The organism is Streptomyces sp. NPDC052101 (genome assembly GCF_040680235.1).
Classification (GTDB): Bacteria; Actinomycetota; Actinomycetes; order Streptomycetales; family Streptomycetaceae; genus Streptomyces.
In genome coordinates this window covers 410619-424773 of sequence record NZ_JBFAWH010000002.1, presented here as the reverse complement: position 1 = coordinate 424773, position 14155 = coordinate 410619, and the positions used below count along the sequence as shown (strand labels likewise).

Annotated in this window: 7 protein-coding genes; 6 read left to right on the top strand and 1 reads right to left on the bottom strand. The window is 72.5% G+C overall.

The genetic code is table 11. The features are described 5' to 3' along the window. Positions 1-85: 85 nt before the first annotated feature. The 6 genes from AB0L75_RS05535 (at position 86) to AB0L75_RS05510 (ending at position 13575) form a co-directional block, all read left to right on the top strand. A complete protein-coding gene (locus tag AB0L75_RS05535) occupies positions 86-2275 on the top strand; it encodes a flotillin family protein (RefSeq protein ID WP_365175611.1) in 2190 nt (729 codons plus the stop codon). A gap of 87 nt (positions 2276-2362) precedes the next feature. Then, a complete protein-coding gene (locus AB0L75_RS05530) occupies positions 2363-7177 on the top strand; it encodes a DNA repair ATPase (RefSeq protein WP_365175609.1) in 4815 nt (1604 codons plus the stop codon). Next, the gene (locus tag AB0L75_RS05525) at positions 7177-7323 is read left to right on the top strand and encodes a hypothetical protein (protein ID WP_365175607.1); all 147 of its coding nucleotides are present in this window, start codon (positions 7177-7179) and stop codon (positions 7321-7323) included. The genes AB0L75_RS05530 and AB0L75_RS05525 overlap by 1 nt, the downstream gene beginning before the upstream one ends. A gap of 129 nt (positions 7324-7452) precedes the next feature. Continuing rightward, a complete protein-coding gene (locus tag AB0L75_RS05520; protein ID WP_365175605.1) occupies positions 7453-12606 on the top strand; it encodes a caspase family protein in 5154 nt (1717 codons plus the stop codon). A gap of 1 nt (position 12607) precedes the next feature. After that, positions 12608-12928, top strand: a complete 321-nt coding sequence (locus tag AB0L75_RS05515) for a hypothetical protein (RefSeq protein WP_365175603.1) — start codon at positions 12608-12610, stop codon at positions 12926-12928. Then, positions 12925-13575 carry a hypothetical protein gene (locus AB0L75_RS05510; protein WP_365175601.1) on the top strand — a complete coding sequence of 217 codons (651 nt, stop codon included), beginning with the start codon at positions 12925-12927 and terminating at the stop codon, positions 13573-13575. Before AB0L75_RS05515 ends, AB0L75_RS05510 begins: the two co-directional genes overlap by 4 nt. Positions 13576-13600: 25 nt before the next feature. On the opposite strand, the gene AB0L75_RS05505 is transcribed toward AB0L75_RS05510, so the two are convergent. Further along, positions 13601-14131 carry a hypothetical protein gene (locus tag AB0L75_RS05505; RefSeq protein WP_365175599.1) on the bottom strand — a complete coding sequence of 177 codons (531 nt, stop codon included), beginning with the start codon at positions 14129-14131 and terminating at the stop codon, positions 13601-13603. Positions 14132-14155: the final 24 nt, after the last annotated feature.

The following is a 14155-nucleotide window of genomic DNA, read 5'->3' as shown; positions in this document are numbered from 1 at the left end:
GGGTTTCGGTGCCGGGCACCGGCAGATGTCCGGCACCGGAGCCACGGGGGGCTCCGGTTTCGTCTCTGACGCAAGGACGTGTGTCATGGAAGTCCTCGGCGTGCTCGTCGCCGCCTGTCTCGTCGTCGTACTGCTGGCGCTGTTCGGGTTCTCGCGGCTGTACCGCAAGGTGGACCAGAGCCAGGCCCTGATCGTGTCGAAGACGCGACGGGTCGACGTGTCCTTCACCGGACAGGTCGTACTGCCGATCCTGCACAAGGCCGAGGTGATGGACATCTCGGTGAAGACCATCGAGATCAGCCGCTCCGGCCGGGACGGGCTGATCTGCCGGGACAACATCCGCGCCGACATCCGGATCCTGTTCTTCGTGAAGGTCAACAAGACCGTCCCGGACGTCATCAAGGTCGCCCAGACCGTGGGCACCGAGCGCGCCAGCCACCAGGACACGCTGCAGGAGCTGTTCCACGCGAAGTTCTCCGAGGCGCTGAAGACCGTCGGCAAGCAGATGGACTTCACCGACCTCTACACCAAGCGCGAGGAACTCCGGTACCACATCATCGAGTTGATCGGCATCGACCTCAACGGCTACCACCTGGAGGACGCGGCGATCGACTACCTGGAGCAGACCCCGCTCACCCAGCTCGACCCGGCCAACGTCCTCGACGCCCAGGGCATCCGCAAGATCACCGAGCTGACGGCCGTCGAGCACGTGCGCACCAACGAGGCCAAGCGCAGCGAGCAGATGGAGATCACCCGCCAGGACGTCGACGCCCGCGAGGCCATCCTGGAGCTGGAGCGCCGGCAGGCGGACGCCGAGATCAAGAAGAAGCGGGAGATCGAGACCTCCCGCGCCCGCGAGGAGGCCGAGACCGCCCGCGTGGTGGAGGAGGAACGGCTGCGCGCGCAGGGCGCGTTCCTGCGCACCGAGGAACAGCTCGGCGTGCAGCGCGAGAACCAGGCCCGCGAGATCGCCGTCGCCGCGAAGAACCGCGAGCGGGTCATCGCCGTCGAGAACGAGCGCATCGAGAAGGACCGGCTGCTCGAAGTCATCGCCCGGGAACGGGAGACCCAGCTGACCCGGATCTCCGCCGAGAAGGAGGTCGAGGCGGAGAAGCGGGACATCGCCGAGGTGATCCGGGAGCGGGTCGCGGTGGACCGTACGGTCGCCGAGCAGGAGGAGTCCATCAAGAAGCTGCGGCTCGTGGAGGAGGCGGAGCGCGAGCGGCAGGCCCTCGTCATCGCCGCCGAGGCCGAGGCGCAGGAGAAGCTGGTCAAGGACATCAAGGCCGCCGAGGCGGCCGAGCAGGCCGCGACGCACCGGGCGGCGGAGGAACTCACCCTCGCCGAGGCCCGGTTGAAGACCGCCGACCTCGACGCCCGCGCCAAGCTGCGGCTCGCCGAGGGCGTCCAGGCCGAGGCCGCCGCCGAGGGGCTGGCCGCCGTCCAGGTCCGCGACAAGGAGGCCGAGGTCACCGTCAAGGCCGGCCGCGCGGAGGCGGAGGCCACCGAGGCCCGGCTGCGCGCCGAGGCGGAGGGCACCCAGGCCAAGGCGCTCGCCGAGGCCGAGGGCGCGCGGGCGAAGGGGCTCGCGGAGGCCGAGGGTGCGCGGGCGGCGGCCCAGGCCACCGAGGCGCGGTTGAAGGCGGAGGCGGAGGGCGCCCAGGCCATGGCGCTCGCCGAGGCGGAGGGCGCGCGGGCGAAGGCGCTGGCGGAGGCCGCCGGAATCGGCGAGAAGCTGAGGGCCGAGGCCGCCGGTCTGACCGAGAAGGCCGCCGCGATGGCCGCGCTGGACGAGGCGTCGCGCGGGCACGAGGAGTACCGGCTGCGGCTGCAGGCCGAGAAGGAGATCCGGCTGGCCGGTCTGGAGACCCAGCGGCAGGTCGCCGAGGCGCAGGCCACGGTGCTGGCGACCGGTCTGGAGAACGCCGACATCGACATCGTCGGCGGGGAGTCGGTCTTCTTCGACCGCCTGGTGTCCTCGATCTCCCTCGGCAAGGGCGTGGACGGTTTCCTCGACAGCTCCCGCACCGCGCAGACGCTGGCGCGGCCGTGGCTGGACGGCTCGGGAAGCTTCACGGAGGACCTGGGCTGGGTCCTTGGCTCGCTGGGCTCGGCGGACCTGCGGAACCTGACGGTGTCGGCGCTGCTGATGAAGCAGATCAAGGGCGGCGGACCGGAGACGGGACAGCTCCAGAAGCTCCTCGACCGGGCGAGCGAACTGGGCCTCGCGGACACGCCGTTGAGCGCGCTGAACGGGAGCGCCGCGCACAACTGAGGCTGGGCGGGTGCGGCGCGACTGTCCACAGCTGCGGCGCGACCGCCACCACGCACCCGCACTTGACCACGAAGGGAACCACCCCCCATGGCCACCGTCGACGCCGGTACCTACGAGGTGCTCCGCGACCGGCTAGCCGCGCACGCGGCCGACCTCGCCCGGAGGGCGGACACCCTCAATGCCCGGCGGGCGGAGGAGTTCGGGTCGGTGCGGCTGGACCTCGCCGCCACGGCCCGGCTCGGGACGCCGCACCCGTGCCTGCCGAGCGACATCGTGGCCGTGGGGGACGCCCTGCTCTTCGGCGCAACCGGCGGCGGAACCGCCGGCGGCCCCGAAGGCGACGTACTCACGCTCTACGGCCGCGACGGCGAGCGGCTGCCCGAAAGCGCCGTACCCGGACTGCTCGACGACCCGGCGTTCGTGCGGGAGTTCACCGCGCTGCACCGCTACTACCGGCAGGCGAGGCTGCTGCGGCTGCGCCGGGTCGACGGCCGGCTGCTGGCGGTGTTCCGCACCGGCGAGAAGGCCGAGGACGTCCGCGTCCTGCGCTGGTCGCTGACCGAGGACGGCCGGGCGGAGTTCCTGGACGCGCGGGGCGAGCGCGACGACGTCTTCCCGCCGGCCCAGGACATGACCTGGACGGAGACCACCCGAGAGGACCACGTCCTTGGCCGGGACCCGTATGTGGCGGTGCCCGGCGGGCTCGGTGTGACCACCGTCGGCGGGACGCTCACCGTACGCACCCCCGACGGGGAGCGGCTGCACGCCGAGCCGGTGCAGGAGCCGCTGCAGTCGCTCGCCGACGCCGCCGTCGCGCACACGAGCGTCGGTCCGCTGGTGCTGCTGCGGGTGCGGCCGTACAAGGAGGACGCCGACCGGTACCTGGTGTTCGACGCCCTCACCCGCACGGTGGTGCGGATCGACGGGATCGGGCAGGCGTGCCGGCGGCTGCCGGAGGAGCAGGGCATCGTCTTCCCCGGCGGCTACTGCCTGGCCGGGGGAGCGCACAAGACATACGAACTCGACGTGAGGGGGCTGGAGTTCGAGCGGGAGGTGCGGGCGCCGAACGGCGAGGACATGCTGTACGCCTTCCGGTCCCGCGCCGGGGGACGCGCCCTGCTGCTGTCGTACAACACCCTGCGCAAGGAGATCGCGACCCCGCTGCCGTGCCGGGGCTGGGCACTGTTCGAGGACGGCGCGCTCGCCGTGCTGCGGGCCGGCGGCGACGAGCCCGCGCACACCCATCCGCTGCAGTGGTGGACCTCGCCGTATGTCTCCGACACCCACGCGGCCGCCCTGCGCACCGGCACCGGCGCGCTCGCCCGGGTCGGCAACGCGGACCTGGTGCGCGGGCTCGCGGACTGCCTGTCGGTGGCCCGGCTGGTCGCCGACGGCATCGAGACCGGCGAGGGGTACCGGGCGCTGGCCGCCGCCTGTGTGCGCGCCGCCGACACCCATCACTGGCTCGCCGATCCAGAACTCGGGGACCTGGCCGGTCCGTTGGACGAGGTGCACATCACCGCCGAGCAGGTGCTGGGCGAGTTCGAGGCGGTACGGGAGCTGACCCGGCAGGCCGCGGACGCGCTGGAGGAGGCCGCCGAGCGGATCGCCGCCGTGGTGCGCAGGCTGCGCGGCGAAGCCCCGCGCGAGGCCGCCGCCTGGGTGCGCGGGCTGACCGAACTCCGGCAGGCGCACGGACATCTGCTCACCCTGCGGGAGCTGCGGTACGTCGATGCCGCCCGGCTGGGGGAACTGGCCGACGGCGCCGCGGCCGACCTCGCCGGGTTCGGGCGGCGCGCGGTGGCGTTCCTGGCCCGCGAGGACGCCTTCGCCGCCCATCAGGCGGAGGTCGAGCGGCTGGTCGGGGAAGCGGGGGCCGTCGAGACCGCCGCGGGCGCAGCCCCCGTCGCCGCCCGGCTGGACGAGCTGGCCGACGGGCTGCGCACCGTCACCGAGGTCGTGACCGGCCTCGACATCGCCGACGCCACGGTCCGCACCGCCGTACTGGAACGGATCGCCGAGGTGCTGGGCGGCGTCAACCGGGCCCGCGCCACCCTCGACGGCCGGCGGCGCGCGCTGCAGGACAGCGAGGGGCGGGCCGAGTTCGCCGCCGAGACCGCGCTGCTCGCCCAGGCCGTCACCGCCGCGCTCGCCGCGTCGGGCACGCCCGAGGAGTGCGACGACCAACTGGCGTCGGTACTGGCCCGGTTGGAGGACCTGGACGGCCGGTTCGCCGAGTTCGACGACTTCCTCGCCGAACTCGCGGACCGCCGCACCGAGATCTACGAGGCGTTCGCCGCCCGCAAGCAGTCCCTCGCCGACGCCCGCGCCCACCGCGCCGAACAGCTCGCCGTCTCCGCCGGGCGCATGCTGGAGACGGTCGGCCGCCGGGCGGCCACGCTCCCCGACACCGACGCGGTCACCACCTACTTCGCCTCCGACCCGCTGGTCGCCAAGGTCCGCCGCACCGCCGGTGACCTGCGCGCCCTCGGCGACAGCGTGCGTGCCGAGGAACTCGACGGCCGGCTGAAGTCCGCCCGCCAGGAGGCCGGCCGCGCGCTGCGCGACCGCGCCGACCTGTACGCGGAGGACGGCCGTGCCCTGCTGCTCGGCGGCCACCGCTTCGCCGTCAACACCCAGCCGCTCGACCTCACCCTGGTCCCGCACGGCGACACCCTGGCCTTCGCGGTGACGGGCACCGACTACCGCCGCCCGGTGACCGACCCCGCTTTCGCCGGGACCCGCCCGTACTGGGACCGCCGGCTGCCCTCCGAGTCGCCCGAGGTCTACCGCGCCGAGCACCTCGCGGCCCGCCTGCTCGCCGAGCACGGCCCGGCCGCCCTCGCCGCCGCCGACGACCTGCCGGGCCTGGTCCGCCGGGCGGCGCAGGAGTCGTACGACGAGGGCTACGAGCGCGGCGTCCACGACCATGACGCGACCCTCGTGCTCCAGGCCCTGCTGCCCCTGTACGAGGGCGCCGGCACCCTGCGCCACGAGCCCGCCGCCCGTGCCGCCGCCCAGCTGTTCTGGACGCACGGCACGACGGACGAGGCCCGTACGGCGTGGCGGCGACGGGCGGTGTCGCTGGCCCGGGCCCGCGACGCCTTCGGTGCCGTACCGGCCGTCGGGGAGCTGGAGCGGGAGCTGGCCGGGGCGATCGAGGCCTGGGATGCGCGGACACCGGGCGGGCCGGCCGCCGCGTACCTCTTCGAGGAGCTGACCGGCGGCCCGGAGGGCTTCGTGCTCGGGGACGCGGCGCGCACGCTGCTGGAGAAGTTCCGGCACGCGGGCGGGAGCTACGCCGGTGATCTGGAGGGACTGACCGAGCTGGCGGCGCGCCGGCAGGTGGTGGGGGCCTGGCTGGGCGCGTACGCGGCGGCCACCGGAACCGAGGCCGAACCGGGCGAGCTGGCCGAGGCGGTGGCCGCCGAACTCTGCCCCGGCCTGCCCCGCTACGATGGCGACGCCCCGCTCACCGCGACGGCGGAGGGCCTGCTGGGCGCCCACCCGAGAGTGTCCGGCGGCCGACTGCCGGTGAAGCTGGACGAGTTCCTGGCCCGCACGGCGCGCTTCGCGGCCGCGGACGTGCCCGCCTTCCGCGCCTACCAGCAGCGCCGCGGCGCCCTCGTGGCCGCCGAACGCGACCGGCTCCGCCTCGACGACCACCGGCCGCGCGTGCTGTCGGCGTTCGTCCGCAACCGCCTCGTCGACGAGGTCTACCTCCCCCTGATCGGCGACAGCCTCGCCCGCCAGCTCGGCACCACCGGCGAGTCCAAGCGCACCGACACCGGCGGCCTGCTCCTGCTCGTCTCCCCGCCCGGTTACGGCAAGACGACCCTCATGGAGTACGTCGCCGACCGGCTGGGCCTGATGCTGGTCAAGGTCAGCGGCCCGGCGCTCGGCCACACCGTCACCTCGCTGGACCCGGCCGACGCCCCGAACGCCACCGCCCGCCGCGAGATCGAGAAGATCAACTTCGCGCTGGCGGCCGGCAACAACACCCTGCTCCATCTCGACGACATCCAGCACACCTCGCCCGAGCTGCTGCAGAAGTTCATCCCGCTGTGCGACGCCACCCGGCGCGTGGACGGCGTGTGGGACGGCGAGCCGCGCAGCTACGACCTGCGCGGGAAGCGGTTCGCGGTCTGTATGACCGGCAACCCCTACACCGAGTGCGGCGACCGCTTCCGCGTCCCCGACATGCTCGCCAACCGGGCGGACGTCTGGAACCTCGGCGATGTCCTCACCGGCAAGGAGGACGTCTTCGCGCTCAGCTTCATCGAGAACGCCCTCACCGCCAACCCGGCGCTGGCCCCGCTTGCCGCCCGCGACCACGCCGACCTGGACCTCCTGGTCCGGCTGGCCGCCGTCGACCCCACGGCCCGCGCCGACCGCCTGACCCACCCGCTCCCACAGGCCGAACTGGACCGCGCGGTCGCCGTGTTGCGCCACCTCCTGTCGGTCCGCGACACCGTGCTACGGGTGAACGCGGCCTACATCGCCTCGGCCGCCCAGTCGGAAGCCGCCCGCACGGAACCCCCCTTCCGCCTCCAGGGCTCCTACCGCGACATGAACAAGATCGCCCAGCGGCTGCGGCCGGTCATGAACGACGCCGAACGCGAGGCGGTCGTCGACGACCACTACACGGCCGAGGCCCAGACCCTCACGACCGGAGCCGAGGCCAACCTGCTGAAACTGGCCGAACTGCGCGGCACGCTCGACGCCGGCCGGGCCGCGCGCTGGACCGAGGTGAAGACGGCACACGTCCGCGCCCGCGCCCTCGGCGGCCCCGAGGACGACCCCCTCACCCGCGCCGTCGCCGCCCTGGGCCTGCTCGCGGACCGGATGGCGGCCGTGGAGCGGGCCATCACCCGCTCCGGGACCGGGGAGCGGGACCGGTGATGCTCTACTTCCTGGCGCCGCTGTCGGCCGCGTTCGCGTTCGTGGCCCTCACCACGGCGCTGCTGGTCCGCCGGGACCGCCGGCTGGCACACAGGCCGCCGGCCGACCGGGACGAGCCGTACGGCCTGCGAACGCCCGGCCCGTGAGCCCAAGGACACGGGCGCCGGGCTCGGAAGCCGAAGTTCGCGCTCTCCCGGGTGCGCGCCGGTGCCGTCTGCGATAATCGCCGTTCGTGAGGTCGCGAACTCGGTTGGTTCGTGGGGAGATTGAGCACGATGAGTCCTGGGCGCCGCAGAGCGCTTCTGATCGCGGTGCCCGGACATCCGGAGCTGGAGAAAGTGCCCGAACTCCGGGACGCCTACCCCGGCCTGCCGTTCACGGTCACGGACGTGGCGAACTTACGCGACGCCCTGCTGCGTTCCGGTTACGCGCCGGAGGACGTGACGGTCCTCGACGACGAGGAATCGACCGTCCAGCGGAACATCACCGAGCAGCTCGACCAGTTCCTGCACTCCTGCCAGGACGGGGACGTCGGTCTCGTCTACTTCTCGGGACACGGCGTGCGGATCGGCGAAACGGACTTCCTCGTCCCCAGTGACATCTGGGCGAGGCAGCGTCCCGGCGGGGAGCGCGTGCTGGACCGGCAGCGTCTCATCGAAGTGGCCCCCGACGAACTGCTGCTGCAGCTGACCTCCGACGCCACGGTGATGCTCTGCCTCGACGCCTGCCGCAGCGACGACGGCGACGCCGCCGGGCTGGGGAAGCTGACGGTCAGCCGGGCCAGGGACAACGTCGTGGTCCTGAGCGCCTGCGAGGCCGGCGAGACGGCCCTCGGGCACGTCCAGGGCGGCAGCGTCATGGCCAAGGCCCTGACGCAGGCCGTGGTGCGGGAGGCCTCGGCCCGGACCGTGGGCGACGTCATCAAGTCCGTCAAGGACCGTGCGCGGGACATCGCGCGGCCCTACTCGCACCTCAAGCCGCCGACGGTCGACGTACGGTGGCTGGGCAACGACCAGTCCGGCGGGGCCCACGCGGCCGTGCCGATGTGCGAGGCGATGCCGTTCGCCGGCCCCTGGACCAACGCCGTGCTCTCCTCGGCCCTGTGGGAGCTGACCGAGGGCACCGATGCCGAGCACGCCAAGGCCAAGGAGCAGCTGGCGGAGGTCGTGACCAAGGTCGTGCGCATCCGTGAGTCACGACGTGCCGGGACCGACCCGTGGGACGACGACCTCTTCCCGGAACGGCTGATCAAGCGGCTGGAGACCCTCGTCGCCGTGAGCGAGGCACGGGTCGGTCTGGTGGAGACCGTGGTGCTGCTCGGCGCCCCGTTCCTCCGCGAGGCCGCGCTGGCCTGCGGCTTGGCCGCGCTCCGCAACGTCCTCGGGAACGGTCCCGAGGACACGGCCGCCCCCCGGGAACTGCCCGCCGACGGCTTCGAGGCGCAGCTCGACCGCGACATGGGCGACGTACGACGCGCCCACCGGCAGGCCGAGTCCTGGCGCGAGACCCTGCTGCGGCGCGGCCGGGCCGAGGACGCGCGCTGCGCGGAGTACTGGCTGCGGCACCGCTTCCTCGCCGACTGGGACCTGCTCTGGGAGAGCGACGAGGACGCGCTGGACAGCCTGCGCAACGCGGTGGACCTCCTGGTGCGGGCGGCGGAGAGCGCCACCGGCGAGACGCTCGACCACGATGACAGGGGCATCCTGCGCGGTGCGGTCCTCCAGGTCGTCTCCCAGCTGGGCACGGGCACACCGGCCGAGGCGGTGGCGCCCGACGGCGGCGAGTGGTGGACGGGGCTGTGCGAGGACCTCTGCGGCGAGGAGCGGTGGACTTGGCGCCCGCACGAGCTGGCCACGCTCCTGCACATGGCCGGGCTCCTCGCCATCGACCCGCGGATGCTCGACGGCGTCCTCATCGACCATCTCGGCCCGCGCGAGCCCACGCAGATCCTGCCGCAGGGGATCGTCGGCGAGATCAGGGCGAACAAGGGCTTCGGCATCAGCTCCGACGCCGAGTCCGCGGAGGCACTGGCGTCCGGTGAGGCCCCGGCCACCCGGTGGAAGCTGGTCTTCAAGTGTTCCAGCGCGGCGCTGTACACCGCGCTGGACCGGCTCGCGGCCCGGATCGCCACGGTGTCCCAGGCGACGCGCCGCACCCAGGGGACCCTGCGCCCGCGCGACCTGCTCTACGGCCTCCCGCACGTGGTGAAGACCGACGGACTGCAGCCGAAGAACCGCGCCTTCGACAAACCGCCGCCTCGGTTCCAGCTGGCCGAGGACGAGGTCAAGCCGCTCATCATGGGCACCCAGCTGTACGGTGACCGGATGCTGGCGGTGCGGGAGCTGTACCAGAACGCCCTCGACGCCTGCCGCGTACGCCAGGCCCGCAGGCGCTACGCGGACTGTGACCGGTGGACGGGCACGGAGTCCGAACGCGAACAGCTGGCCGGATCGCGGATCACGTTCACACAGGGCACCGACGAGGCCACGGGCCGGATGTACATCCAGTGCGAGGACAACGGCGTCGGCATGACGGCCGAGGAACTGCGGGACCTCTTCGCCCAGGCCGGCCGCCGCGCGGAACAGTCCTCGGCCCGCATGCGCGAGATGCGCCGGTGGCGCCGCAGGGGCATCACCACCGAGCTGAACAGCCGTTTCGGCATCGGTGTCTTCAGCTACTTCATGCTGGCCGAAGAGGTGGAGGTGATCACCCGGCCGGTGGGCATGTCGGGCGGAGTACCGGCTTCCAACGGCCATCGGGCCAGCGTCACCGCCGGATCGGGGCTGATGCATCTGAGCCGGGAGGAGAACGAGCTGGAGGGCGGGGGCACGATCGTCCGGCTGTACGTCCATGACGAGCCCGACCGGAACGACGGGCGGCGGCCGTCCGTCATCCGGGCGCTGCGCGAGTTCCTGTGGTGCAGCCCGGTGGAGGTGACGGCCACCGAGTTCGTCGACGAGACGGTGATCTGGGAGCCGGGTGAGCTGTACGGCGGATCGTCGCTGTCGAGCCTGCGTATCCGCGCCGCCGACGACGTCTGGTGGGTGGACGGGCCGGGCATGCTGCTGGCCGACGGGCTGCTCGTCGCGGATGCCGACCGTCCCTTCGGGTATGTGCTGAACCTCCGGGGCAGACACCGGGTGAAGCTGAGCGTGGACCGCAATCGGATCCTCTGTCACGACAAGAAGGGCGTGGAGCACGACGTCCGGAACGCCGTGCCTGTGCTGGTCCGCTCGGCCTGGCGTCCCTTCCCGCTGGAATGGCTCTGGCAACTCACGGAGAGGGAACCGGTGCTCGGGCAGACGGTCATCAGCCACCTGCTGGTGGGCGATGTGCCTGTGTCGCTTCCCGAAGACTATGAATGGAAGCGGCGGTCCCGGGGCGGGGGCGGTCTCACCCTGGGCGGTGTCGGATGCTTCCCGGTCGACGAGAGCATCCTCAGCGGGAAGGGGCGGAGACCCCAGTCCCTGTTCGAAGACTGGCGCAAGAGTGCTCTGGGAATGACACGGAGCCGGCATCCCCTGGAGGAGGGCGCGGTCATCCCCGCCCCCGAGGCGCTCGACGCACTCGTGTTCAGGTCCCACCCGGACGGGTCCTGGCTCGCTCCGCTGCGAGCCGCCGCGAACGCTGGAATCTCCCTGCGGGAGACGACGCGCCAGCTGCGCAGGTACGCCTTCTTGGGCGTGTCCGTTCCGGAGGCGACGGACGTGCGTGCATTGGGTGAGGTCGTTCCGGACGGTCTGCTGGTCGCCCTTTACCAGGAGTGCCGGAAGGTGGCGCCGCGCAGTTCGGGGGAGCAACGTCTGTTTCGCGCCGGGTTGTTGCGGGTGTCGGAGACCCACCAGGTGAGTCTGGGCACCCTGGCCGGACTGTGCGGGCGGCTGTCGCGTTTCGATCCGTCGATTCCGGTGCCCACGGACCTGGAGGGACTCGGCTCCCATGTCGTAGGGTCTCGGGAACGGATGGCTCTCCTGAACGACGAGGCAGGACTGGCCAGCGCGCCTCTCACGGTCGGCGGTGAACCGCCGTTCCCCGAGCTGATGCGTCCCATCGACATCGCTTCGCGGGTACAGCGGACGGGCATTCCCGCGGCGGAGATCGAGGCTGTGGTACGCCGCTTCGAACCTCTCGGTTACCGGCTCACCGGACCGGACCTCGTACGTCCCCTGGACCGTGCCCAGTTCCTCGCGGCCAGCAGAGACCTGGACGGCGAGGCGCCCTTCCTCGACCCTGGCCTGATCGGTCTGCGACATCTGGTGCGGCTGGCCGCACACCGCGAGGAGACCGTGGGAGACACCGCGAGGTGGCTGAACGGCTGGGCCGGGCAACTCGATCTCAAGGTGCCGGACCCCGGCCCGTTGGCGGCGCTGCGCCCGCCGTCGTGGTGCGGGCGGCTTCCTGCCGAGCCGGCAGCCAGGGACGAGGGCGGCGAGTCGGGGCCGCGTCCACTGACCCTCTGGGCGGTGCTGCGCGTGCTCGGTGACCTGGACGTCCCGTCCTTGCTGGAGGAGAACGTCGCCGCGGTCGAAGCACTGGCGGCCGCGGGACTCGTGGAACGCGGTGCGGTCCGCGCGGCGCGCTCCTGGTTGTCCACGCGCCGGTCCGGCCGGCCCCGGGAGATCGCGGACGACTCGTGGCTGATGCCCATGCGCAACTCCGTCGGGGCTCCGAGAGTGGCCGCGCCACCGGTCGAGATGAGGGACCGCGTCGACCCCCTCTACCTCATGGGACTCGCGGCGGGATCCGGCGAGCGCCTCGGTGAGCTTGCCGGAAGGCTGCGCCGCCGGGCGGCCGTGTACGGCCTGGAGGTGATCGAAGTGCCGGAGGAAGCGTCCCGCCAGCGGCCGAGCTACCCGGTCTTCATGGCACTGTCCGTCCGAGGAACTTGGCGGAAGCATGTCTGGTTGAGTGATCTGGTCTCCTTGGCGAACAGAGAAGGCGTCGACCTCCCGACCGCCGCGGCCATGGTGAACTCCTTTCGGTCCCTGGGCGCCCCGACCGTTCCGGTTCCGCATGACGTCGCAGCGCCGGCTCGGCCACGGCGACGCGACCTGGCCGCCGAGTACGCCCTGATGCAGCCCTCCCTGGACGCATCGTGGACCATGACCCCGCTCGCCCTGGTCATCGCCGCCGCCCGACTCGGCCTCGGGCTGCCGCAGACGTACCGCCGGCTCCGGCAGTTCGCGGCCGTCGGACTCGACATCCCCTTCCCCGAGCCCGACGTCACCCGCACCCCCGACTGGCGTGACGTCGTCATCCTCACCGCTCGCCTCACCGGCCGGGAGCCGGCCCTGTCCGGTGACGTGTCCGAGGACCAGGTGCTGCTGGCCTCGGAGGAGACGGATCTGAGCGTGGACGAGGCGCGTGAACGGCTCAAGGACTACGCGCCGTTGTTCGGCTTCCGTGTGCCGCCGTACGAAGGGAACTGATGTGCCGCACCGCTCCAAGGACTACGAGGTCAAGAGCCTGCCGGACCAGACGGCCGGGTTCTCCTGGAACCTGGCCGGGGGAGCGTTCAGCATCTCCGGCACGTGTCCGGAGTGCGCCGGAGAGTTCGAGCATCCGGTCCCGGATGTGATCCCCGGTGTGGTGTCGAAGGGGTGGCGCCGGAACCGTCCGTCAGCGGACGAGGTTCCGGACCGGGTCTTCATGCGGTGCGCGTGCACCTATCCGCATCGGGGCGACGACCAGGAGACCGGCGGCTGCGGCGCGGACTGGACCGCTGTGCGTCCTGCGGGCGGGACTCCATGACCACGCCCAGGAGATACGCGCCCCGGCAACTGCGCCGGGCCCAGGAGCGGCTGGAGGCGATGGCGGAGGCCCAGCTGGAGATCGCGCGCGGGCAGGCCGAAGGGTGGCGGAACTTCCTCTCCGTCGCCACCGGTCTGCTCGCCGCGGTACTGGTCCTCAAGGGCCGCGAGAACGTCGCCGAACTCCCCTCCGGCTACCGGCTGGCGGTCATCGTGCTGATGGCGGCGGGGCTCGGCCTGTTGCTCACCGCCGCGTTCCTCGCGGTGTCGGCGGTGCACGGCAGGCCCGGCCATGAGCTGAGGTATGCGCACGCGGAGAGACTGCTGGACTGGGAGCGGGACGAGCGGGACCGCATCGCCGGGCTGATCGGCTTCACCCGCTGGGCGACCCTGCTCGGCGTCCTGGCCACGGCCGCCGGGATCATGGTGACCTGGGCGGCCCCGGCGCCGGACGATCCGGCGTCGACGGTCGTGGTGCACACGCGTGGGGACGCGGTCTGCGGTGAGCTGCTGGCCGTCGACGGTTCGGGGGTCACCGTAAAGGTGAAAGCCGGGAAGGGCGCGAAGGACGGGAAGGGTGCCACGGTGATCCGGCATCTCGACTGGCAGCGTGACGCGGTGAGCGTGGCTCCCGTCGCCCGGTGCTGACGAGCCCGCCCGCGCGGCCCAGCCCTCAGCAGCCCGTGTCCGGGGACAGGGGGACGAACTGGACGCGGGTGTGGTCGTCGGCGTCGAGGACATGGTCGTAGTCGAGGCGGTCGACACGGAACCAGGTGTCGTCCTGCTTCCGGTTGCCGTTCACGTCGTCCAGGCGGACGCACCAGCGCTCCGGGCGCAGTTCCCTGCGGTAGGTCTCGGTGCCGTTCGGCACCTTGCGGCAGCTCTGGTAGTGCTCGGTGGTGTACGAGGTGCGGGTGCGGCGGTGGCTGCCGGAGCCGGAGCTTGTGGTGTGGCGGACCTGACGGGTGCCCGTCGTGCACCGGCGGACCAGGTGCGGGCGGGTGGCCAGGGTGGTCCTGCGGGTGACGTGGCGGAGCGTGTCCTTGAGGCCGTGGACGGGGTTCTGGGTCGGGGAGGGGGAGCCGCTGGGGGCCGTCGCGGACGGCTTGCCCCGGGCGTCGTCTCCCTTGTCGCCCCCGCACGCGGTGAGCGCGGCCAGCAGCGCCGCCGCCACACCGGCCGCTCGCAGTCGCCTGCTGGACATGAACATGTATGTCTCCCCCGTTGT